Annotated in this window: 23 protein-coding genes and 1 riboswitch; of the genes, 17 read left to right on the top strand and 6 right to left on the bottom strand. The window is 73.2% G+C overall.

Annotation, left to right across the window (positions count from 1 at the left end):
* Window position 1: 1 nt before the first annotated feature.
* Window positions 2-352: an ArsR/SmtB family transcription factor gene (locus ACZYRU_RS00210; RefSeq protein ID WP_488955056.1), complete on the bottom strand. Its 351-nt coding sequence runs from the start codon at window positions 350-352 to the stop codon at window positions 2-4.
* Between the two features lie 188 nt (window positions 353-540).
* Between ACZYRU_RS00210 and ACZYRU_RS00205 the strand changes: the two genes are divergently transcribed.
* Genes ACZYRU_RS00205 through ACZYRU_RS00175 form a run of 7 tightly spaced genes read left to right on the top strand, consistent with a single transcriptional unit; the run spans window position 541 to window position 5,425 of the window.
* Window positions 541-1,062 carry a GGDEF domain-containing protein gene (locus ACZYRU_RS00205; protein ID WP_488955055.1) on the top strand — a complete coding sequence of 174 codons (522 nt, stop codon included), beginning with the start codon at window positions 541-543 and terminating at the stop codon, window positions 1,060-1,062.
* Window positions 1,063-1,081: 19 nt separating this feature from the next.
* Window positions 1,082-1,873: a helix-hairpin-helix domain-containing protein gene (locus ACZYRU_RS00200; RefSeq protein ID WP_488955054.1), complete on the top strand. Its 792-nt coding sequence runs from the start codon at window positions 1,082-1,084 to the stop codon at window positions 1,871-1,873.
* Window positions 1,863-2,222, top strand: coding sequence for a DUF6153 family protein (locus ACZYRU_RS00195; RefSeq protein WP_488955053.1), 360 nt, complete (start codon window positions 1,863-1,865; stop codon window positions 2,220-2,222). Before ACZYRU_RS00200 ends, ACZYRU_RS00195 begins: the two co-directional genes overlap by 11 nt.
* Before the next feature lie 52 nt (window positions 2,223-2,274).
* Complete coding sequence (locus ACZYRU_RS00190) at window positions 2,275-2,910, top strand: DUF305 domain-containing protein (protein WP_488955052.1); 636 nt, start codon at window positions 2,275-2,277, stop codon at window positions 2,908-2,910.
* Between the two features lie 55 nt (window positions 2,911-2,965).
* Complete coding sequence (locus tag ACZYRU_RS00185) at window positions 2,966-3,904, top strand: M43 family zinc metalloprotease (RefSeq protein ID WP_488955051.1); 939 nt, start codon at window positions 2,966-2,968, stop codon at window positions 3,902-3,904.
* Window positions 3,905-3,947: 43 nt separating this feature from the next.
* A complete protein-coding gene (locus tag ACZYRU_RS00180; protein WP_488955050.1) occupies window positions 3,948-4,541 on the top strand; it encodes a carboxymuconolactone decarboxylase family protein in 594 nt (197 codons plus the stop codon).
* The gene (locus tag ACZYRU_RS00175) at window positions 4,538-5,425 is read left to right on the top strand and encodes an RNA polymerase sigma-70 factor (RefSeq protein ID WP_488955049.1); all 888 of its coding nucleotides are present in this window, start codon (window positions 4,538-4,540) and stop codon (window positions 5,423-5,425) included. The genes ACZYRU_RS00180 and ACZYRU_RS00175 overlap by 4 nt, the downstream gene beginning before the upstream one ends.
* A 1-nt stretch (window position 5,426) precedes the next feature.
* Here ACZYRU_RS00175 and ACZYRU_RS00170 read toward each other — a convergent pair whose 3' ends face one another.
* Window positions 5,427-6,017, bottom strand: coding sequence for a cysteine hydrolase family protein (locus ACZYRU_RS00170; protein WP_488955048.1), 591 nt, complete (start codon window positions 6,015-6,017; stop codon window positions 5,427-5,429).
* Between the two features lie 107 nt (window positions 6,018-6,124).
* Between ACZYRU_RS00170 and ACZYRU_RS00165 the strand changes: the two genes are divergently transcribed.
* Window positions 6,125-7,105, top strand: coding sequence for a helix-turn-helix domain-containing protein (locus ACZYRU_RS00165; RefSeq protein WP_488955047.1), 981 nt, complete (start codon window positions 6,125-6,127; stop codon window positions 7,103-7,105).
* Here the strand turns inward: ACZYRU_RS00165 and ACZYRU_RS00160 are convergent.
* From ACZYRU_RS00160 to ACZYRU_RS00150, 3 genes are read right to left on the bottom strand one after another with little or no spacing between them, the layout of a single operon-like run.
* Complete coding sequence (locus tag ACZYRU_RS00160) at window positions 7,071-7,817, bottom strand: enoyl-CoA hydratase-related protein (protein WP_488955046.1); 747 nt, start codon at window positions 7,815-7,817, stop codon at window positions 7,071-7,073. The two genes, ACZYRU_RS00165 and ACZYRU_RS00160, sit on opposite strands and share 35 nt — an antisense overlap.
* Window positions 7,814-8,464, bottom strand: coding sequence for a CoA transferase subunit B (locus ACZYRU_RS00155; protein ID WP_488955045.1), 651 nt, complete (start codon window positions 8,462-8,464; stop codon window positions 7,814-7,816). Before ACZYRU_RS00155 ends, ACZYRU_RS00160 begins: the two co-directional genes overlap by 4 nt.
* A 1-nt stretch (window position 8,465) precedes the next feature.
* Window positions 8,466-9,170: a CoA transferase subunit A gene (locus ACZYRU_RS00150; protein ID WP_488955044.1), complete on the bottom strand. Its 705-nt coding sequence runs from the start codon at window positions 9,168-9,170 to the stop codon at window positions 8,466-8,468.
* 104 nt (window positions 9,171-9,274) lie between these two features.
* On the opposite strand from ACZYRU_RS00150, the gene ACZYRU_RS00145 reads away from it, so the two are divergent.
* From ACZYRU_RS00145 to ACZYRU_RS00115, 7 genes are all read left to right on the top strand, one after another.
* On the top strand, window positions 9,275-10,024 hold the full coding sequence (locus ACZYRU_RS00145; RefSeq protein WP_488955043.1) for an IclR family transcriptional regulator: 750 nt from the start codon (window positions 9,275-9,277) through the stop codon (window positions 10,022-10,024).
* 45 nt (window positions 10,025-10,069) lie between these two features.
* Window positions 10,070-10,252, top strand: a riboswitch (cobalamin riboswitch).
* A 90-nt stretch (window positions 10,253-10,342) separates the two neighbouring features.
* Complete coding sequence (locus ACZYRU_RS00140; protein ID WP_488956228.1) at window positions 10,343-11,359, top strand: FecCD family ABC transporter permease; 1,017 nt, start codon at window positions 10,343-10,345, stop codon at window positions 11,357-11,359.
* Window positions 11,356-12,174: an ABC transporter ATP-binding protein gene (locus tag ACZYRU_RS00135; RefSeq protein ID WP_488955042.1), complete on the top strand. Its 819-nt coding sequence runs from the start codon at window positions 11,356-11,358 to the stop codon at window positions 12,172-12,174. Before ACZYRU_RS00140 ends, ACZYRU_RS00135 begins: the two co-directional genes overlap by 4 nt.
* Window positions 12,171-13,169, top strand: a complete 999-nt coding sequence (locus tag ACZYRU_RS00130) for an ABC transporter substrate-binding protein (protein WP_488955041.1) — start codon at window positions 12,171-12,173, stop codon at window positions 13,167-13,169. The genes ACZYRU_RS00135 and ACZYRU_RS00130 overlap by 4 nt, the downstream gene beginning before the upstream one ends.
* Window positions 13,170-13,314: 145 nt before the next feature.
* Entirely contained in the window at window positions 13,315-14,589 is a 1,275-nt protein-coding gene (locus ACZYRU_RS00125) for a PepSY-associated TM helix domain-containing protein (protein WP_488955040.1), read from the top strand.
* A complete protein-coding gene (locus tag ACZYRU_RS00120; protein ID WP_488955039.1) occupies window positions 14,586-14,933 on the top strand; it encodes a hypothetical protein in 348 nt (115 codons plus the stop codon). Before ACZYRU_RS00125 ends, ACZYRU_RS00120 begins: the two co-directional genes overlap by 4 nt.
* Window positions 14,930-15,331 carry a hypothetical protein gene (locus ACZYRU_RS00115; RefSeq protein ID WP_488955038.1) on the top strand — a complete coding sequence of 134 codons (402 nt, stop codon included), beginning with the start codon at window positions 14,930-14,932 and terminating at the stop codon, window positions 15,329-15,331. The genes ACZYRU_RS00120 and ACZYRU_RS00115 overlap by 4 nt, the downstream gene beginning before the upstream one ends.
* On the opposite strand, the gene ACZYRU_RS00110 is transcribed toward ACZYRU_RS00115, so the two are convergent.
* Entirely contained in the window at window positions 15,249-16,037 is a 789-nt protein-coding gene (locus ACZYRU_RS00110) for an IclR family transcriptional regulator (RefSeq protein WP_488955037.1), read from the bottom strand. The genes ACZYRU_RS00115 and ACZYRU_RS00110 overlap by 83 nt on opposite strands.
* A 118-nt stretch (window positions 16,038-16,155) precedes the next feature.
* Between ACZYRU_RS00110 and ACZYRU_RS00105 the strand changes: the two genes are divergently transcribed.
* Together ACZYRU_RS00105 and ACZYRU_RS00100 are read left to right on the top strand one after the other, a co-directional pair.
* Window positions 16,156-16,377 carry a ferredoxin gene (locus ACZYRU_RS00105; protein WP_488955036.1) on the top strand — a complete coding sequence of 74 codons (222 nt, stop codon included), beginning with the start codon at window positions 16,156-16,158 and terminating at the stop codon, window positions 16,375-16,377.
* A complete protein-coding gene (locus tag ACZYRU_RS00100) occupies window positions 16,370-17,548 on the top strand; it encodes an NAD(P)/FAD-dependent oxidoreductase (protein ID WP_488955035.1) in 1,179 nt (392 codons plus the stop codon). The genes ACZYRU_RS00105 and ACZYRU_RS00100 overlap by 8 nt, the downstream gene beginning before the upstream one ends.
* Window positions 17,549-17,562: the final 14 nt, after the last annotated feature.

Raw genomic sequence — 17,562 nt, 5'->3', positions numbered from 1 at the left:
GTCAGTCCCTCCCGCAGGGGCCGCCGGTGACCGCGACCAACCGCTCGGCTGCGCGGACCACCTCGCGGGTCAGCTCGGGCTGGGCGAGCGAGATCAACGAGGCCCGACCGCTCGGACGCGAGACGACCAGGCCGCAGTCGCGCAGGCAGGCGAGGTGCTTGGAGACCGTCGACTGGGCCAGCCCGAGGTGGGCGGTGAGGTCGACGACCCGGTGCTCGCCGAGGGTGAGGTGCTCGAGGATCGCCAGCCGGTTGGGGTCGCTGAGCGCGTGGAGCAGGCCCGCCACGTCGGCCAGGGCGTCGACCTCGGTGGGCGCCTCGGGCAGCGTGCCGTCCAGCTGATTCATCGCCATGTGGCGATGTAATCACCGAATGGCGAACGTGGTCAAGCGGAGAGGGTCGGGGCGCCGTCGGACGGGTGCAGACGTCGCTGCGTGCGGCATCGTCGCGTTTGCCCGGCCGGGGCGCCCTCCGCCCCGTATCGTGGGAGCCAGGGCGGCGTGTGGGACGTCCGCCATGAGTGGGGGACATCGTGGGGACCATGGCCGACGCCAGCCTGTACGACGCCGAGACCGGACTGCCGACCCGCAGCCTGGTCGTGGATCGCCTGGGCATGGCGCTGCGGAGTGCCGAGCGCACCCGACACGACGTTGCCGTGGTCCTCGTCGCGCTCACCTCGATCGAGGGCACCGACGGACCCGTCGCCGACTCCGATGCCCGCGCGGTGATCAAGGAGGTCGCCGAACGGCTCAGTGCGGCCGTCCGCGGGATCGACTCGGTCGGCCGCTACGGCCCGGAGATCTTTGCGCTCGTGTTCCCGGGCGACGTCGGCCAGGACGGACTCGAGGCCCTCGCCCACCGCATCGTCGTCGAGCTGAGCCCGCCCGTCATCCTCGGCGTGCGGCCGTACTTCGTCACGGCCAGTCTCGGCGGCACCACGGCTCGGCCGGGCACCGACGATCCCCGTTCCGTGCTGCGCCGGGCGGACCAGGCGCTCGCTGCCGCACGACGCCCGGGTGGGCAGCTCTTCGAGCTTCGCACGGCCGACGACCCTCACGACTAGAGGGCTAGGCTCCGTCGTCGTGATGATGCGACCGGCCGAGCTCGAGGGCGTGCGCGCCGGGACCGTCGACCTGGCGTTCCGGCGCTGGGACCGGCCGCGGGTCAAGGTCGGCACCCAGCTGCGGACCGCGGTCGGGGTGGTCGAGGTGACCAGCGTCGAGGAAGTCGCGCTCTCACGGCTGCGGGCCGACGACGCCCGCCGCGCGGGAGCCGCGTCGCTGGCCGCGCTCAAGGACGCCCTCGCCGCGCGAGCGGACCGGCCCGTGTTCCGCGTCGGCCTGCGGTACGGCGGCACCGACCCCCGCGAGACCCTGCGCGCCACCGTCCCGGAGGCGGGCGAGATCGCCCCCATCCTCGCGGGCCTCGACCGGCTGGATGCGGCCTCGGCGATCGGGCCGTGGACCCGCACCACGCTGCGGATCATCGACCGCAACCCGGAGGTCCGGGCACCCGACCTCGCTGCCGAGCTGGGCCGCGAGACCCCCGACTTTAAGAAGGACGTCCGCAAGCTCAAGGAGCGCGGGCTGACCGAGTCGCTGGCGATCGGGTACCGGCTCTCACCCCGTGGCGAGGCGGTCCTGGACCACGAGGACGGGCCTCGCGAGCGCGCGCCTCGTCGTACCGGCACCCCGCTGCCCCGCACCATCGGCGCCCCGGCGACCCGCGCGCTGCGGGCGGTCGACGTGCACACCCTCGAGGCGGTCAGCGGCTGGACCCGGGCCGACCTCGCGGCACTGCACGGGGTCGGGCCGATCGCGCTCGACCGGCTCGAGGCGGCGATGGGCGAGCTCGGCCTCGGCTATGCGACCTGAGCCCGACCTCCTGCGCCGCCTGCTCGTCACGATCGCGGCGCTGGCGGGGCTGTTCGCCATGCACGGCCTCGCCGACCACGGCGCGGCCTCCGCGCCGCTGCCGGCCGCAGCCGTCGCCCACCACGACACAGCACCGCCCGACCACGGCGGCTCGACCGGTCACGACATGGCCGGGCTGTGCCTGGCGCTGCTGGTCATGGCGGCGGGGCTGGTCGTCGACCTGCTCGCCGTACGACGTCCGCTCGTCGCCGCGCGAGACAGGCCCGCCCGCTGGCGGGTCCTGGTCGCCCGGGCGGCGCGGTTCCGCGACCCACCCGATCTCCACCGGCTGTCGGTGCAGCGCTGCTGAGGAGCCCCCGCTCCCACCACGCAACGCACACCGAACAGACCAGGAGAACGAGATGCACCGCACCACCCTCCGCCGGTTGGCCTCCGCGACCGGCGCGATCACCCTTGCCCTGAGCCTCGCCGCGTGCGGCGACGACGGCAAGGACGACCGGCCCGCGGCGGTCGAGACCGCCCGCAACGGCGACGTCTTCAACGGCGCCGACGTGGACTTCGCGACCGCGATGATCCCGCACCACGCGCAGGCGCTGCAGATGGCGCTGCTCGCCCAGGACCGCCCGTTGCCCGAGGAGGTCCGGGCGCTCGTCGACCAGGTCCAGGCTGCCCAGACGCCGGAGGTCGAGACGATGACCACCTGGCTGACCGACTGGGGAAAGGACATCCCGGCCACCTCGATGGACCACGCCAACGCCGGCCACGACATGGACGACATGGGCGGCGAGGCGCCCGGGCACGACATGCCCGGAATGATGTCCGGCGAGCAGGTGAAGGACCTCGAGGACGCCTCCGACGCGGAGTTCCCGAGGCTCTGGATGACGATGATGATCGAGCACCACGAGGGCGCGATCACGATGGCGAAGGCCGAGCAGACGGACGGGAAGTTCCCTGACGCGATCGGCCTGGCGACGTCCATCGCCGAGAGCCAGGCGGCCGAGATCGCGACCATGGAGGACCTGCTCGCGAAGGGCTGATCGGCACGGCATCATGGGGCTGACAGCACCCCGCGCCCGGTCCTAGGGTCTGGCCATGCGCCACACCACCCCGCACCGGATGCTCGGGGTCGCTGCCGGCTCCCTGATGCTCGCCGTCCCGCTCGCGTCCGCCGTGCCCATCGTGGCGACGGCCGGCACTGCGTCGCCTGCGGTCGCCGACTGCCACGACGGCTCCGCGGCCCGCGTCGCCGCGGGCTCGCACGCCACCGAGCCGGCGCTGTACCCGAAGAACGAGGCCAACAAGTACGGCGTCATCAAGGACTCGCCGTACCTCGGCAACGGCACGGTCACCGTCCGGACCGTCTTCCACGTGATCACGGATGGCGCCAGCCAGGCCGACAGGGAGCGGCTCGCCGACATGGTGCACGCGCAGATGGACGTGCTCAACGCGTCGTACTCCGGGCAGACGGCGCCGGACGCCGCCGACACCCCGTTCCGGTTCGCCCTCGACTCGATCCAGTTCGTCGACAACCCGGCCTGGTACACCGTGACGCCGGGCAAGACCGAGCGCGACATGAAGCAGGCGCTGCACACCGGCGACTCGACGGTGCTCAACGTCTACACCGCTGACATCGGCGACGGGCTGCTCGGCTGGGCGTACTTCCCCAAGGGCTACAACAACGGCCGCGACTACATCGACGGCGTCGTCATGCTCGACGAGTCGATGCCGGGCGGCACCGCCGGCAAGTACTCGCTCGGCGACACCCTCACCCACGAGGTCGGCCACTGGCTGATGCTCGAGCACACCTTCCAGGGCGGCTGCTCGGCGTCCGGTGACGGCGTGGCGGACACCCCGCGCGAGGCGGCCGCTCAGTTCGACTGCCCCGAGGGCGCGGACTCCTGCTCGGCCCCCGGCCCCGACCCGATCCACAACTTCATGGACTACACGCAGGACTCCTGCATGAACATGTTCACTTCAGGCCAGGCCCAGCGGATGAGCGACGCCTGGGTGGCCTTCCGCGCGAAGCCGTAGCAATCGCCTGTCACACCTGGCGGTCGGCCGGTGTCTTGATGGCATGACCACTTCAGGAACCCGCGTCCCCGCCGCCCCCGTCACCGGCCTCTACGGAGCACTGGTGAGGAAGTTCGCCACGAAGATGTTCGGCTCGATGCCGGAGTCGATCGGCGTGCTGTGGCACCACCAGCCCGCACTCAAGGCGAGCATGTCCTACGGCCAGAAGCTGCAGAAGTGGGACGAGTGCGACGAGACCCTCAAGACCTACGCCCACATGGCCGTCGCCTCGCTCGTCGGCTGCTCGTGGTGCCTCGACTTCAACTACTTCATGGCCCGCGACAAGGGGCTCGACGTCGACAAGGCGCGCGAGGTCCCGAACTGGCGGGCCGCGACTGTCTTCTCGACCCTGGAGCGCCAGGTGATGGAGTACGCCGAGGCGGCCAGCCAGACGCCGCCGACGGTCACCGACGAGATGGTCGAGCCGCTGCTCGCCGCGCTCGGCCCGGCCGGCCTGATCGAGCTCACCAGCGTGATCGGGTTCGCGAACCTGACCACCCGGTCCAACACCGCGCTCGGCATCGAGTCCGAGGGCTTCGCCGCGGCCTGCGGCATGAAGCCGCTCGCCGAGCGACCCACCGTAGGCTCGCCCGCATGACCTCTCGGGACTCCGATCCCTTCGTCGCCCACCGCAACCTGCTCTTCACGGTCGCCTACGAGATGCTCGGCTCCGCGGCCGATGCCGAGGACGTCGTGCAGGAGACCTGGCTGCGGTGGGCCGAGGTGGACCAGGCGCAGGTGCAGGAGCCGCGTGCGTACCTGGTCCGGATCGTCACCCGCCAGGCCCTCAACCGGCTGCGCACCCTGAGCCGGCGACGCGAGGACTACGTCGGCGAGTGGCTCCCCGAGCCGCTGCTCACCACGCCCGACGTCGCCGAGGACGTCGAGCTCGCCGACAGCGTGTCGATGGCGATGCTCACCGTCCTCGAGACGCTGGGGCCGACCGAGCGGGCGGTGTTCGTGCTGCGCGAGGTGTTCGACCTGCCGTACGACGAGATCGCGACCGCCGTCGGCAAGACCTCGGCCGCGGTCCGGCAGATCGCCACCCGGGCCCGCAACCACGTGGCCGCCCGGCGGCCGCGGGTCGACGTCGACCGGAGCGAGCAGCAGGCCGTCGTCGAGAGCTTCCTCGCCGCGGTGCAGGGCGGCGACCTCCAGACGCTGCTCGACTCGCTGGCTCCCGACGTCGTGCTGCTGGCCGACCACGGCGGCGTCGCCCAGGCGATCCGCAAGCCGCTGCACGGCTCCGAGCCGGTCGCCCGGCTGCTGGCGAACTTCGCGACCTTCGCACCCGACGGCGTCATCGAGCCGGTGTGGATCAACGGCTCGCTCGGCGCCCGGATCGACGCCCGCGGCGAGGTCACCGCGATCAGCCTGGAGGTCGAGGACGGCCGGATCTCGAAGATCCTCGTGGTCCGCAACCCGGCCAAGCTGACCTCCCTCACCGAGGAGTTCGTGCTGAGCCGCGAGGCCGGCGAGTAGGTCAGCCGAGGTCGGCGACCGAGCCCACGACCGTGCCGTAGACGTCGCCGATGGTGGCCAGCGCCGCGGCGTGCAGCTGGGCGGCGGGGACGTCGCCGGCGGCGCTCGGCAGCGAGCGGGTGGCGCAGGCGTCGGCGACCACGGTGACGTCGTACCCGCGCAGGAGCGCGCCCTCGGAGGTGAACGTGACGCACATGTGGGTCATGAAGCCGGCGAGGACGACCTGCTGGTTGCCGGCCGCCTCGAGGAGCTCGGCCAGCTCGGTGCCGTGGAAGGAGTTGGGGGCGCCCTTGGTGACCACGGCCTCGCCCTCGACCGGGCGCACCTTGTCGTGGATCGCGCCGATCTCGGCGGAGGTGTCGTACAGGTTGCCGGGGCCGTCGTCGTGCTGGACGTGGACGACGGTCGCGCCGGCGGCGCGGGCCTTGCCGAGCAGGTCGGCGGCCCGGTCGAGCGCGGCATCCCAGCCCTCCAGCTCCATCGCGCCGGTCGTGTAGGTGTTCTGGTAGTCGATGAGGACCACCGTCGCGTCGGCGAGGGTGGCGGGCGCGTCGTCGGCGCCGCCGAGGGTGCGGAGCGGGGTCGAGGTCATGGGGGTTTCCTTTCCACGGGTGTCGGTGCTTCCATGGTGGCTGACCCGAATCCGTCCCAACAGGTCGAATCGGGTCGCCTGACATCGACATCGGCCGGAGGTACGTCGTGACGCAGCCACGGGTGGCCGTGATCGCGGTGGACGGGATCAGCCCGTTCCACCTGTCGGTGCCGTCCCTGGTGTGGGGCGCCGAGCAGCCGGTCGGCGAGATGGCGCCGTGGCCGATCGAGCTGGCTGCGGTGCACCCGGGTCCGTTGCGGACCTCGGGCGGCTACGCGATCACCGTCGAGCACGGTCTCGACGCGTTGGAACGCGCGGACATCGTCGTGATGCCGTGGTGGGACGACCCCGAGCAGCCCGCACCCGAGCCGATCCTCGAGGCGCTGCGCGCGGCCCACGACCGTGGCGCGCAGGTCGTCGGGCTCTGCCTCGGCGTGTTCGTGCTCGCCGACGCCGGCCTGCTCGACGGCCGCGCCGCGACCACCCACTGGCAGTGGGCCGACACCTTCCGCCGCCGGTTCCCCGCCGTCGAGCTGCGCCCCGAGACGCTGTACGTCGACGAGGGCTCGGTCATCACCGGCGCCGGTGCGACGGCGGGCGTCGACACCTGCCTGTACGTCCTGGCCCAGCGCGCCGGGCAGTCGACCGCCACCAGGGTCGCGCGCCGGATCGTCGCCGCTCCGCACCGCGCCGGCGGCCAGGCGCAGTACATCGAGACGCCCGTGCCCGAGGCCTCCGACGACGCCGTCGCCCGCGCCATGGCGTGGGCGGCCGGCGCCCTCGACACCCCGCTCGGCATCGACGCGCTCGCCGGCCGGGCGTGCATGAGCCGCAGCGCCTTCACCCGTGCGTTCCGGGCACGCACCGGATCGAGCGTGCACCCGTGGCTGGTCGCCCAGCGGGTCGCCCGCGCCCGGGACCTGCTGGAGACGACCGGTCTGGGGGTCGACGAGGTCGCCCGCCGCGTCGGATTCGGTACGGCGGCCCGGCTGCGGACCCACTTCACCGCCGCGCTCGGCGTGACGCCGACCCGCTACCGCTCGGACTTCGCGCTCACCTCAGGAATGCGGCGAGGTGCCGTCGGCTGACATCCGAGGCGAACAGCTCGGCCGAGAGCGCGACCATGTCCTCGAGCCGGTCGTCGAGGTACATCAGCGCGTCGGCGTTCAGCAGCCGCTTCGTCGCCTCCAGCCCCTGCCGCTCGCACGCCGTCAGCCCGGCGACGAGGTCGTCGACCGTGGCGTCGAGCCGGTCCGGTGCCACCGCATGGGTGATCAGCCCGCTGTCGAGCGCGGTGCGGGCGTCGAAGGTCTCGGCCGTGAGGAAGGTGGTGCCGGCGACCCGGGCGTTCATCCGCGGCAGCACGCTGAGCGAGATGACCGCGGGCGTGAGGCCGAGGCGGGCCTCGGTGAAGGCGTAGCTGACGTCGTCGCTGGCCACCGCGAGGTCGCAGGCCGCGACGATGCCGAGGCCGCCGGCCCGGACCGGGCCGTGGATCCGGGCGAGCACCGGGAGGGGGTGGGCCAGGATCGCGCGCAGCAGGCCGGCGAGGCGCTGCGCGGACACCTCCATCCCCTCCCGGTGAGCCTCGGCCAGGTCGGCGCCGGCGCAGAACGCGCGACCCTCGGCCCGCAGCACCACCGCCAGGACGTCGTCCTCGGCCGCCCGGTGCAGCGCAGTCCGCAGCTCCTCGAGGAGCTGGGCGGACAGCGCGTTGCGGTTGCGGTCCGAGTCGAGGGTGACGACCGCGTGCGGCCAACCCTCGGTCTCGACCCGCGCGTAGTGGACGACCGCGGTCACGACGCGGGGTCGGGAACCGGGTCGAGGACCGGCGCGCCGGTCAGCTCGCGGACCTTCCCGATGTCCATGCCGGGCGCGACGTCCACGAGCACGAGGCCCTCGGGCGTCACGTCGAGCACGGCGAGGTCGGTGATGATCCGGTCGACCACGCCCGCGCCGGTGAGCGGGAGCGTGCAGGACTCGACGATCTTCGGGGTGCCGTCCTTGGCGACGTGGTCGGTGATCACGACGACGCGGCGGGTGCCGGCGACCAGGTCCATCGCGCCGCCCATGCCCTTGACCAGCTTGCCGGGGACGGTCCAGTTGGCGAGGTCGCCGTTGCCGGCGACCTGCAGCGCACCGAGGATCGCGATGTCGACGTGCCCGCCGCGGATCATCGCGAAGCTGGTCGCGGAGTCGAAGAAGGACGCACCCGGCGCGGTCGTGACCGTCTGCTTGCCTGCGTTGATCAGGTCGGCGTCCTCCTCGCCCTCGTAGGGGAACGGGCCCATGCCGAGCAGGCCGTTCTCGCTCTGCAGCAGCACGTTGACGCCCGGCGGCAGGTGGTCGGCCACCAGGGTGGGGATGCCGATGCCGAGGTTGACGTAGTCGCCGTCGTTCAGCTCGCGGGCGGCGATGCTCGCCATCTCGTCGCGACTCCAGGCCATGTCAGGCTCCGATCTTCTGGCGCACGACGCGCTGCTCGATGTCCTTGGGCCGGTCGCTCGCCTGCACGGTCACGTTGACGAAGATGCCCGGCGTGATCACCTCGTCCGGGTCGAGGAAGCCGTCGAGGACGTGCTCGGCCTCGGCGATGCAGACCCGGCCGCTCATCGCGACCAGCGGGTTGAAGTTGCGGGCGGTCATCCGGTAGCGCAGGTTGCCCTCGGCGTCCGCGGTGTGGGCGTGGACCAGGGCCAGGTCGGCGACGATGCCGCGCTCGAGCACGAAGGTCTCGCCGTCGAACACCTCGTGCGGCTTGCCCTCCGCGACCTCGGTGCCGACGCCGGTGCGCGTGTAGAACCCGGCGATGCCGGAGCCGCCGGCGCGCAACCGCTCGGCGAGCGTGCCCTGCGGGCAGAACTCGACCTCGAGCGCGCCGTCGAGGTACTGCTGCGCGAACAGCTTGTTCTCCCCGACGTACGACGCGATCACCTTCGCGACCTGGTTGTTCTCCAGCAGCACGCCGAGACCCTTGCCGTCGACGCCCATGTTGTTGGACACGATGGTCAGGTCGCGCACGCCGCTGTCGCGCACCGCCTCGATCAGGTCGCGCGGGATGCCGCACAGGCCGAAGCCACCCACCGCGATCGTCATGCCGTCCCGGACCCGCTCGGCCACCGCCGTGCGGGCGTCGTCCACCAGCTTCCTCATGCCTGCCATCACCGCCGACCGGCGCCGGTCGCGTCAACGAAGTGACCGGTGCGCGGATGCCGCCGGCCGCTGGCGTCCACTGAGTGGACGCGTAGGATCGTGCCGTGGAACGTGCGCCCGGTGTGGTCGAGAAGGTCGCCGCCCTGCTCCGCACCCTCTCCACTGCCGAGTCCGGTACGACGACCACCGCGCTCGCCGCCGCCACCGACCAACCCCGCGCGACCACCCACCGGTTGCTCGAGTCGCTCGCCGCCGAGGGCCTGGCCGACCGCGACCCGCAGACCGGGCGCTGGTTCCTCGGCCCGGAGACCTACGTGCTCGGCATGGCCGCCGCCACCCGCTACGACCTCACCAACGAGGCCCGGACGAGCGTCCTCCGGTTGGCGAAGGAGACCGGCGAGAGCGCCTTCTTCTCCGTGCGCCGCGGCGACGAGACCGTCGTGCTGTTGCGCGAGGACGGCGACTTCCCGATCCGTTCCTACGTCCTCTACGAGAGCGCCCGCTTCCCCCTCGGCGTCGTCTCGGCCGGCATCGCGATCCTCGCCCACCTGCCCGACCGGGAGATCGACGCCTTCCTCGCCCGGGTCGACCTCACCGCCGAGTGGGGCGAGCAGCACTCGGCGGCGGCGATCGGCAAGCGGCTGGCCGCGACCCGTCGTACCGGCTGGTCCGTCAACCCCGGCCAGGTCGTCGAGGGCTCGTGGGGCATGGCCGCCGCGGTGTTCGACAAGGCCGGGCGCCCGGAGTGGGCGCTGACGCTGACCGGTGTCGAGCAGCGGTTCCGGCGCGACCGGCAGCCGGTGCTCGGCAAGCTGTTGCTCGAGGAGGCGCACCGGCTCTCGCGGCTGGCGTGACCCGTCCGACACCCCCCGGCCTTGTCGGCCCTTGACCGGGGTGCGTAGATTCCGCTTCGAGCCAGTCACACCCCCCGGGGTGAGGGAATCCGGTGAGAATCCGGAACTGTCGCGCAGCGGTGAGGGCGACGGGCGAGGCACGAAGCCACTGGGCCGCACGCTGGCCTGGGAAGGCGCCTCGTCCGATTGACCCCGAGTCCGAAGACCTGCTGGCTCGATGTGTCCACCGAGCTTCGCGACTTGAGCTCCCGGCCCGACAGGTCTTCGATGCACAACCTCGATGCGGTGGAGCGTCGACCCGACGCACGCCGCCTCCCCGTGGCGGCCTGCATCGCCGTCCTGGTGACGGCCGCGGTCGTCACCGTGGTCCTCTCGACCGCCTTCGGCGCCGAGCCGCTGCCCGTCGGGGTGGTCGTCGACACGCTCGCGGCGCGGTTCTCGGCAGCCCCGGTCGACCCGGCGTACGACGCCATCGTCTGGGACATCCGGCTGCCCCGGACCCTGCTCGCTCTGGTCGTCGGCGCCGGACTGGCTCTTGCGGGCACCGGCATCCAGACCCTGGTGCGCAACCCCCTGGCGGACCCGTACCTGCTCGGGGTGTCCGCGGGAGCCAGCGTGGGCGCCACCGCGGTGATCACGACCGGCGTGCTCGCCGGTGCGGGGCTGTGGGCGCTGTCCCTCGGCGCCCTGGTCGGCGCGCTGCTCGCGTCGGTCCTGGTCTTCGGCATCGCGATGCTGCAGGGCGGCCTGACCCCGCTCCGCCTGGTGCTGACCGGCACCGTCCTGTCCGCGGCGTTCTCCTCGATGGCCAGCTTCCTGGTGTTCCGCAGCGCCGAGCCGCAGGCCGCCCAGTCCGTGCTGTTCTGGCTGCTGGGCTCGGTGTCGGGCGCGACGTGGCAGCAGCTGTGGCTGCCGGCGATCGCGGTGGTCGTGAGCTTCGTGCTGCTCCTCGCGGCCAGCGGCTGGCTGGACGCCCTCGCGGTCGGGCCGGACACCGCCGCGGCACTCGGCGTACCGGTCGCCCGCCTGCGGATCGGCCTGTTCGCGCTGCTCGCCGTGCTGGTCGGCGTCCTCGTCGCGGTCGCCGGCGGGATCGGCTTCGTCGGCCTGGTCGTGCCTCACCTGGCCCGGATGACGGTCGGGCCGCGGCACCGGGTCGCGCTCCCCGTCAGCGCACTGGCCGGTGCCGTCTTCCTGGTCTGGGTCGACATCGCCGCCCGGGTGGCGGTGCGGCCGACCGAGATCCCGCTCAGCGTGGTCACCGGCCTGATCGGCGCCCCCGTCTTCCTGGTGCTGCTCGGACGGCGCCGCTACCGGTTCGGGGGCGACGAGTGAGCCTCCTCGACTCCACCACCCGCACCTCCGTCCCGGCGTTGAGCGCCCACGGCCTGACCTGCGCGATCGGGCGGCGGACCGTGCTGCGCGACGTCGACCTCGCCGTGGTGCCGGGCGAGGTGCTCGGGCTGATCGGGGCCAACGGGACCGGCAAGTCCACACTGCTGCGGACCCTGGCCGGCGTCCGGTCCCCGGCTGCCGGTGAGGTGCGGGTCGGTGACCGGTCGCTGGCGCGCCTGCGACCCCAGGAGCGGGCGCGCCGGATCGGGTACGTGGCCCAGGAGGAGGCGGCACCGTCCGACCTGCTGGTCGCCGAGCTGGTCGCGCTCGGCCGGGTGCCCCACCGCGGCGCCTGGGGTGGGCTCTGCGCGGACGACCGGGCCGCCGTACGCAACGCCCTGCGGCTCGTCGACCTCGAGTACGCCGCCGCCCAGCCGCTGGACCGGCTCTCCGGTGGCGAGCGGCGTCGGGCCGTGCTCGCGCGGGGCCTGGCGCAGGAGGCGCCGCTGCTGCTCCTCGACGAGCCGACGAACCACCTCGACATCGGCCACCGGCTGGCCCTGATGCGGCTGATCCGCGGCCTGGGCCGGACGGTCGTGCTCGCCCTGCACGACCTCGACCTCGCCGCCACCTTCTGCGACCGGATCGCGGTGCTCCACGACGGGCGGCTGGTCGCCACCGGCGAGCCCGACGACGTCCTCACCCCGACCGTGCTCCACGACGCCTTCGGCGTCCTGGCGACCCGGGTCACCCACCCCCTCACCGGCCGGACGCACCTGCTGTTCAGCCACGACGAAAGCGAGACCCACCCGTGAACCTGCGCTCGTACGGCGTCCTCGCCGCCGCAGCCGTCCTCGTCCTCACCGGCTGCTCGGCCGGGGCCGAGGAGGCGCCGAAGCGTGCCTCGGCCCCGATCACGAACTGCGGCCAGCAGGTCGACTTCCCCACCCCGGCCCGGCGGCTGTTCGTCAACGACTCGAACCTGATCTCGATGGTCCTGGCGCTCGGTGCCGAGGACCAGGTCGCGGCGGTGTCGAGCATCGGGCGCGACGAGGAGGTGCTGACCGAGCACTACGGCGACGCGGTGGCGGGACTGAACCAGGTGTCCGACGACTACCCGAGCCTGGAGACCGTGGTCGCCGCCCGCCCCGACGTGATGGTCGCCGGCTGGAGCTACGGGTACGACGAGACGAAGCAGCTCACCCCCGACAGCCTCGCCGAGCGCGACATCGCGGCGTACGTGCTCACCGAGTCCTGCCGCCAGGCCGGAACCAGCGCCCGCGGCATCGTCGACCCGTGGACCGCGCTGCGTGACGACCTCTCGAACCTCGGCGCGATCACCGGCCACGAGGACCGCGCCGCGCAGGTGGTGGCCGACGTCGACCAGCGCCTCGCGGCCCTCTCCGCCGCCCCGCAGGCGGAGGAACCGCCCGTGGTCTTCGTCTTCGACAGCGGCGAGAAGGCGGTCTACACCTCCGGCGCCTTCGGCGCGCCGCAGGCGATCATCGAGTCGGGTGGCGGCGTGAACGCGATGGCGCAGGTGCGGGACACGTGGACCGAGGTCTCCTGGGAGAAGCTCGCGACCTCGCAACCGGATGCGTTCGCCTTCGTCGACTACCCCGGCCAGACCTTCGAGCAGAAGGTCGCGGTGCTGAGGGCCAACCCCGCCACGAGGGACCTGCCCGCCGTGAAGGAGGGCCGCTTCATCAACCTGCCCTACGCGTTGTGGACCAGCGGGCCGCTGAACGTCGATGCAGCGGAGCAGGTGCGGTCCGCGCTGGAGGGCTGGGGCCTGGTCCCCGGCCGCTGAGCGCGCCCCGCTCCGCCCGAGGGTCGCGTCCACAACGTCTGCAATCCCAGACGGGATCCGTGTCCCGGCCACAGACCCGGAGGCCCCGTCACGCCTAACTTTGCCGACGAGGAAGACGCCGGCCGAGGCGTCGAAGGGGGTCACGATGGCACAGGACACCGAGCAGCCGACGGTGGCAGCCGAGCAGGCGCGGCCGAAGCCGCGCAAGCAGGGGCTCCGGATCAGGCTCGCCGCGGTGCACCGCTGGACGTCGCTGGTGGTCTCCGCCTTCCTGGTCGTGCTGATGGCCGCCGGCGTCCCGCTGCTGTACGGCGCGGAGAGCTTCCGGGCACGCAACGCCGACATGTACCAGCCGACCCACTCGGCACACCCGATCACCGCGCAGCAGGCGCTCGAGGTGGTCCGGGACGCGCACCCCGACTTCACCGCCGGCAACGTCGTCTCCGACAGCGGCATCTACGTGGTGGCCGACCAGCGCCTCAACCTGGCGTACGGCGTCGACCCGGGCACCGGGAAGATCACCGGCTCCGGCCACTACTACGGCGGGTTCCAGGGCTTCGTCGAGAACCTGCACGCCTTCGGCCTCTCCAGTCCGCGCTACCCCGGCTACCTCCCGTTCATGGCCACCTCGATGCCGAGCTTCGGCATCTCCGCACTGGAGGGCAAGACCCTCGGCGACTCGCTGATCGGCCTGCTCGGCGTCGCGCTGGTGCTGCTCGCGCTGTCCGGGCTCTACCTGTGGTGGCCCGGTCTGCGCCGGATCTCGAGCGGCTTCCGGTTCCGCCGCGGCAAGTCCCGCTACATCACCCACCGCGAGCTGCACAAGGTCGTCGGCATCATCGCGCTGCCCTTCCTGCTGATGTGGGGCCTGACCGGCGCGGCCGCCAAGTACCCGGCGATCGAGCAGGGCCTGCTGGCCGTCACCGGCGGCGACACCGGCCAGGTCAAGGCGCTCAACTGGGACTTCGCCAGCGAGCCGACGGACGGCGCCACCGAGATCGGCCTCGACGAGGCCGCGAAGGCCGCGCTGACCCAGGTCGACGGGCGGATCAGCAACCACACGCTGCCGGACCCGAGCGACCCCGCGTCGGCGTACCTCTTCGAGATCTCCGAGCCCGACTGGGACCCCTACGACGGCACGATGCTCGCCGGCAACGACTGGGTGTACGTCGACAAGTACGACCCGACGCACACCAAGGTCGTGTGGAGCGGGCACGACGCCCCGGTCCAGAACCGGGTCTACGAGGAGCTGCTCTACCCGAGCCACTTCGGCTGGTACCTGAACGGCTGGGTGCGGCTGGTCTGGGCCGTGTTCGGCCTGGCTCCGCTGCTCCTGCTCACGACCGGCCTGACCAGCTGGGCGATCCGGCACCGCCGCAAGAAGGCCCGCGAGGCCGCGCGGGCCACGGCCACCGCGTGACCACCACCTCGATCGCCGCCGGCACCGTGCTCTTCGCGCTCGGTGCCGGTGGCGCGTGCACCCTCGCCGCGGCCACCGGCCGTGGCCTCTCGCGCGACCTCGGCCTGGTCCTCGGCGCGCTGGAGCTGGCGATCCTGGCCCTGGTGCTGGTCCACGCCGTCGACCTCGCCGGCGACGACCGGCCGGTCGAGGCCAAGCAGGTCGCCTACCTGCTGGCCGGGGCGCTGCTGCTGCCCGCGCTGGTCCTCGGCACCGGCGCGACCGGGCGCTCCCGCGCCCTCACCGCGGGCATCGGCTGCCTCGCGACCGTCGTCCTCGCGCTGCGGATCGAGGCGATCTCATGATCCTCGCCCGCGCCCTCTACCTGCTCTTCGCCGTCGCCGCGGGCGGCCGCTCGCTCGTCGAATGGCTGGACGACCCGGGCCACGCGCCCCTCTCCCACGCCCTGTCGACGCTGGCGTTCTGCTGCTACCTCGCGGGGTACGTCGCCACCAGCCCGCGCCGCGCCGGGCAGCGCCGCCGCCTGATCGGCCTCCTCGCGGGCGTCGAGCTCGCCGGCGTCCTCGCCGTCGGGACGCTCAGCCTCACTGCGCCCGGGCTGTTCCCGGACCCGACCGTGTGGTCGGCGTACGGCGCCGGCTACGCGTTCGTGCCGCTGGTCATCCCGGTCGTGCTGCTCGGGTGGCTGCACCGCTCGCGCGCCGTCCCATCCGCCGCCCCAGCTCTCGCGCCGTCCGCGTGACCTCGCCGGCGAGCGCCTCGACGCTGTCCGGCGCCACCGCACCGATCGGGTAGGTCACCGCGACACAGGCGACCGGGTACTCCTGCGAGTCGATGACCGCGACCGCCACCGACGCCAGGCCGTCGGCGACCTCGCCGACCTCGGTCGCGTAGCCGCGCGCCCGGACGTGGCGCAGCTCCTCGCGGACCGCGCTGAGCCGGGACTGGCCGGCGCCGCGGTCGAGCCCGGGCAGGGCGGTGAGGCTGGCGCGCAGCTGCTCGGGGGTGAGCATCGCGAGCATGGCCCGGCCGCTCGCCGTACGCACGGCGGGGAGGCGGACGCCCACCTCGGTGAGCAGGTGCGGGCCGCCCGGCACCTTGTCCTCGAGGACGTAGACGACATCGCGGCCGTGCAGCACCGTCATGTGCACGCTGAACCCGACCCGCTCCTTGAGCGCCGCCACCGGCGTGCGCGCGATCCGCTGCAGCGGGACCTGGCGCAGGTAGCCCGCGCCGAGGTCGTACGCCGCCGGGCCGAGCCCGAAGCGCCGGTCCTCCGGGTAGGACATGACGAAGCCCTGGGCCTCCATCGTGGCCAGCAGCTGGTACGTCGTCGAGCGCGGCACCCCCACCTCGGCGGCCAGCACCGCGGCCGTCACGGGGCTCGGCTGACCCGCCAGGAAGCGCAGCATGGCCATCGCGTTCGCGGCTGCCGGGACCTCTCGCACGCCTCGCACGCTAGTCCTCGTCTCGTCGCCGGGGAACGCGTCTCAACGTCTGCAATCCCAGACGGGGAGGCCGCCGGCGGCGTAGCGACGGTACCGGCCGGTGCGGTGCCATGGACACATGAGATTCGTCGTCGACCTGCGCGCCTGCCAGGACCACGGGCACTGCGCCTTCACGTCCTCGTCCTTCCCGCTCGACAAGCGCGGGAAGCTCGGACTGCGCAGGGGCGGCCTCGACGAGTTCCGCTCCGAGCCGCTGCCGGACGCGATGCGCGACGAGCTCGAGGAGGCCATGTTCGCGTGCCCCGCGCAGGCGATCGAGCTCGTCGGCGACGATGCCTGACCGGGGGTCTGACCGAGGGCCTGACCGGCCGCGGTACGTCGCGGTCGTCGGCGCCGGACTCGCCGCGCTCCGGGCCGTCGAGGCGCTGCTGCGCTCCGGCCTGGACTGCCGGATCACGGTGCTGGGCGACGAGCCGCACCCGCCGTACTCCCGCCCGCCGCTGTCGAAGGACCTGCTGGCCGGACCGCTCGAGCCGGCGTCGTTCACGCTGCCGGACTCCGAGCACGTGCAGTGGCGCACGTCGACCCGCGTCGTCGGGGCAGACCTGGCTTCACGCCGGCTGACGCTCCCGGACGGTGAGACCGTCGACTACGACGGGCTCGTCGTCGCGACCGGCGTCCGCGCCCGCCGGCTCCCGCTGCCCGGCCCGGCACCGCTGACCCTGCGCACCCTCGAGGACGCCGCGCTCCTGCGCGAGCGTGCGACCGGCGCGCGGACCGCGCTGGTCGTCGGTGGCGGGGTCCTCGGCTGCGAGCTCGCCTCGATGCTCACCGACGCCGGGGTCGCGGTCCAGGTCGTCGTCGGTCCCGACGAGGTCCCGATGCAGTCGGTCCTCGGCACGTCCCTGGCCGGCGAGCTGCGCCGACGCCACGAGGAGCGCGGCACCGTCTTCCACACCGGCAGTGCGGTCCTCGGCTACTCGGCCTCCGGCGCCTGGCTGTCCGACGGGACCGAGGTGCGGGCCGACCTCGTCGTCGAGACCGTCGGCTCGGTCCCCAGCACCGACTGGCTCGGCGGCAACGACCTCGACCTGACCGACGGGCTGCTCTGCGACGAGCACCTGGCCGTGGTCGGCACCGCGCGGGTCGTGGGCTGCGGCGACGTCGTCCGCTTCCCCTCGCGGCGGTACGGCGGGCGCCTGGTCCGCGTCGAGCACTGGGCGTTCGCCTCCGAGTCGGGCCGGCACGCCGGCCGCACCCTTGCCGCGCAGCTCGGGGCGCCGGCGGCGGCGGCCGCTCCGTTCGACCCGCTGCCGACGTTCTGGACCGACCAGCTCGGCGTACGCCTGCAGGGGCTGGGCCTGCCCGGGCTCGGCACCCGGGACCACCGGGTCCTCGACGGGCAGCTGAGCGAGGCCCCGGTCCTCGGCTACCACCACCAGGACGCCTTGGTCGGTGTCGTGCTCCTCAACCGGCCGGAGGTCGTGGGCAGCTACCGCGCGCTGCTCTGAGGGCCTGGTGTGGG

It is taken from the genome of Nocardioides sp. F233 (assembly GCF_057813895.1).
Note: the sequence above shows the minus strand (reverse complement) of the source record. Positions and strands in the feature narration are given on the sequence as shown.

What these genes read in the sequence shown, in the direction of transcription:
- ACZYRU_RS00210 (WP_488955056.1), bottom strand. Translation starts at nt 352, where the DNA reads ATGGCGATGAATCAGCTGGACGGCACGCTGCCCGAGGCGCCCACCGAG.
- ACZYRU_RS00205 (WP_488955055.1), top strand. Translation starts at nt 541, where the DNA reads ATGGCCGACGCCAGCCTGTACGACGCCGAGACCGGACTGCCGACCCGC.
- ACZYRU_RS00195 (WP_488955053.1), top strand. Translation starts at nt 1,863, where the DNA reads ATGCGACCTGAGCCCGACCTCCTGCGCCGCCTGCTCGTCACGATCGCG.
- ACZYRU_RS00190 (WP_488955052.1), top strand. Translation starts at nt 2,275, where the DNA reads ATGCACCGCACCACCCTCCGCCGGTTGGCCTCCGCGACCGGCGCGATC.
- ACZYRU_RS00185 (WP_488955051.1), top strand. Translation starts at nt 2,966, where the DNA reads ATGCGCCACACCACCCCGCACCGGATGCTCGGGGTCGCTGCCGGCTCC.
- ACZYRU_RS00180 (WP_488955050.1), top strand. Translation starts at nt 3,948, where the DNA reads ATGACCACTTCAGGAACCCGCGTCCCCGCCGCCCCCGTCACCGGCCTC.
- ACZYRU_RS00175 (WP_488955049.1), top strand. Translation starts at nt 4,538, where the DNA reads ATGACCTCTCGGGACTCCGATCCCTTCGTCGCCCACCGCAACCTGCTC.
- ACZYRU_RS00170 (WP_488955048.1), bottom strand. Translation starts at nt 6,017, where the DNA reads ATGACCTCGACCCCGCTCCGCACCCTCGGCGGCGCCGACGACGCGCCC.
- ACZYRU_RS00155 (WP_488955045.1), bottom strand. Translation starts at nt 8,464, where the DNA reads ATGGCCTGGAGTCGCGACGAGATGGCGAGCATCGCCGCCCGCGAGCTG.
- ACZYRU_RS00150 (WP_488955044.1), bottom strand. Translation starts at nt 9,170, where the DNA reads ATGAGGAAGCTGGTGGACGACGCCCGCACGGCGGTGGCCGAGCGGGTC.
- ACZYRU_RS00125 (WP_488955040.1), top strand. Translation starts at nt 13,315, where the DNA reads ATGGCACAGGACACCGAGCAGCCGACGGTGGCAGCCGAGCAGGCGCGG.
- ACZYRU_RS00115 (WP_488955038.1), top strand. Translation starts at nt 14,930, where the DNA reads ATGATCCTCGCCCGCGCCCTCTACCTGCTCTTCGCCGTCGCCGCGGGC.
- ACZYRU_RS00105 (WP_488955036.1), top strand. Translation starts at nt 16,156, where the DNA reads ATGAGATTCGTCGTCGACCTGCGCGCCTGCCAGGACCACGGGCACTGC.
- ACZYRU_RS00100 (WP_488955035.1), top strand. Translation starts at nt 16,370, where the DNA reads ATGCCTGACCGGGGGTCTGACCGAGGGCCTGACCGGCCGCGGTACGTC.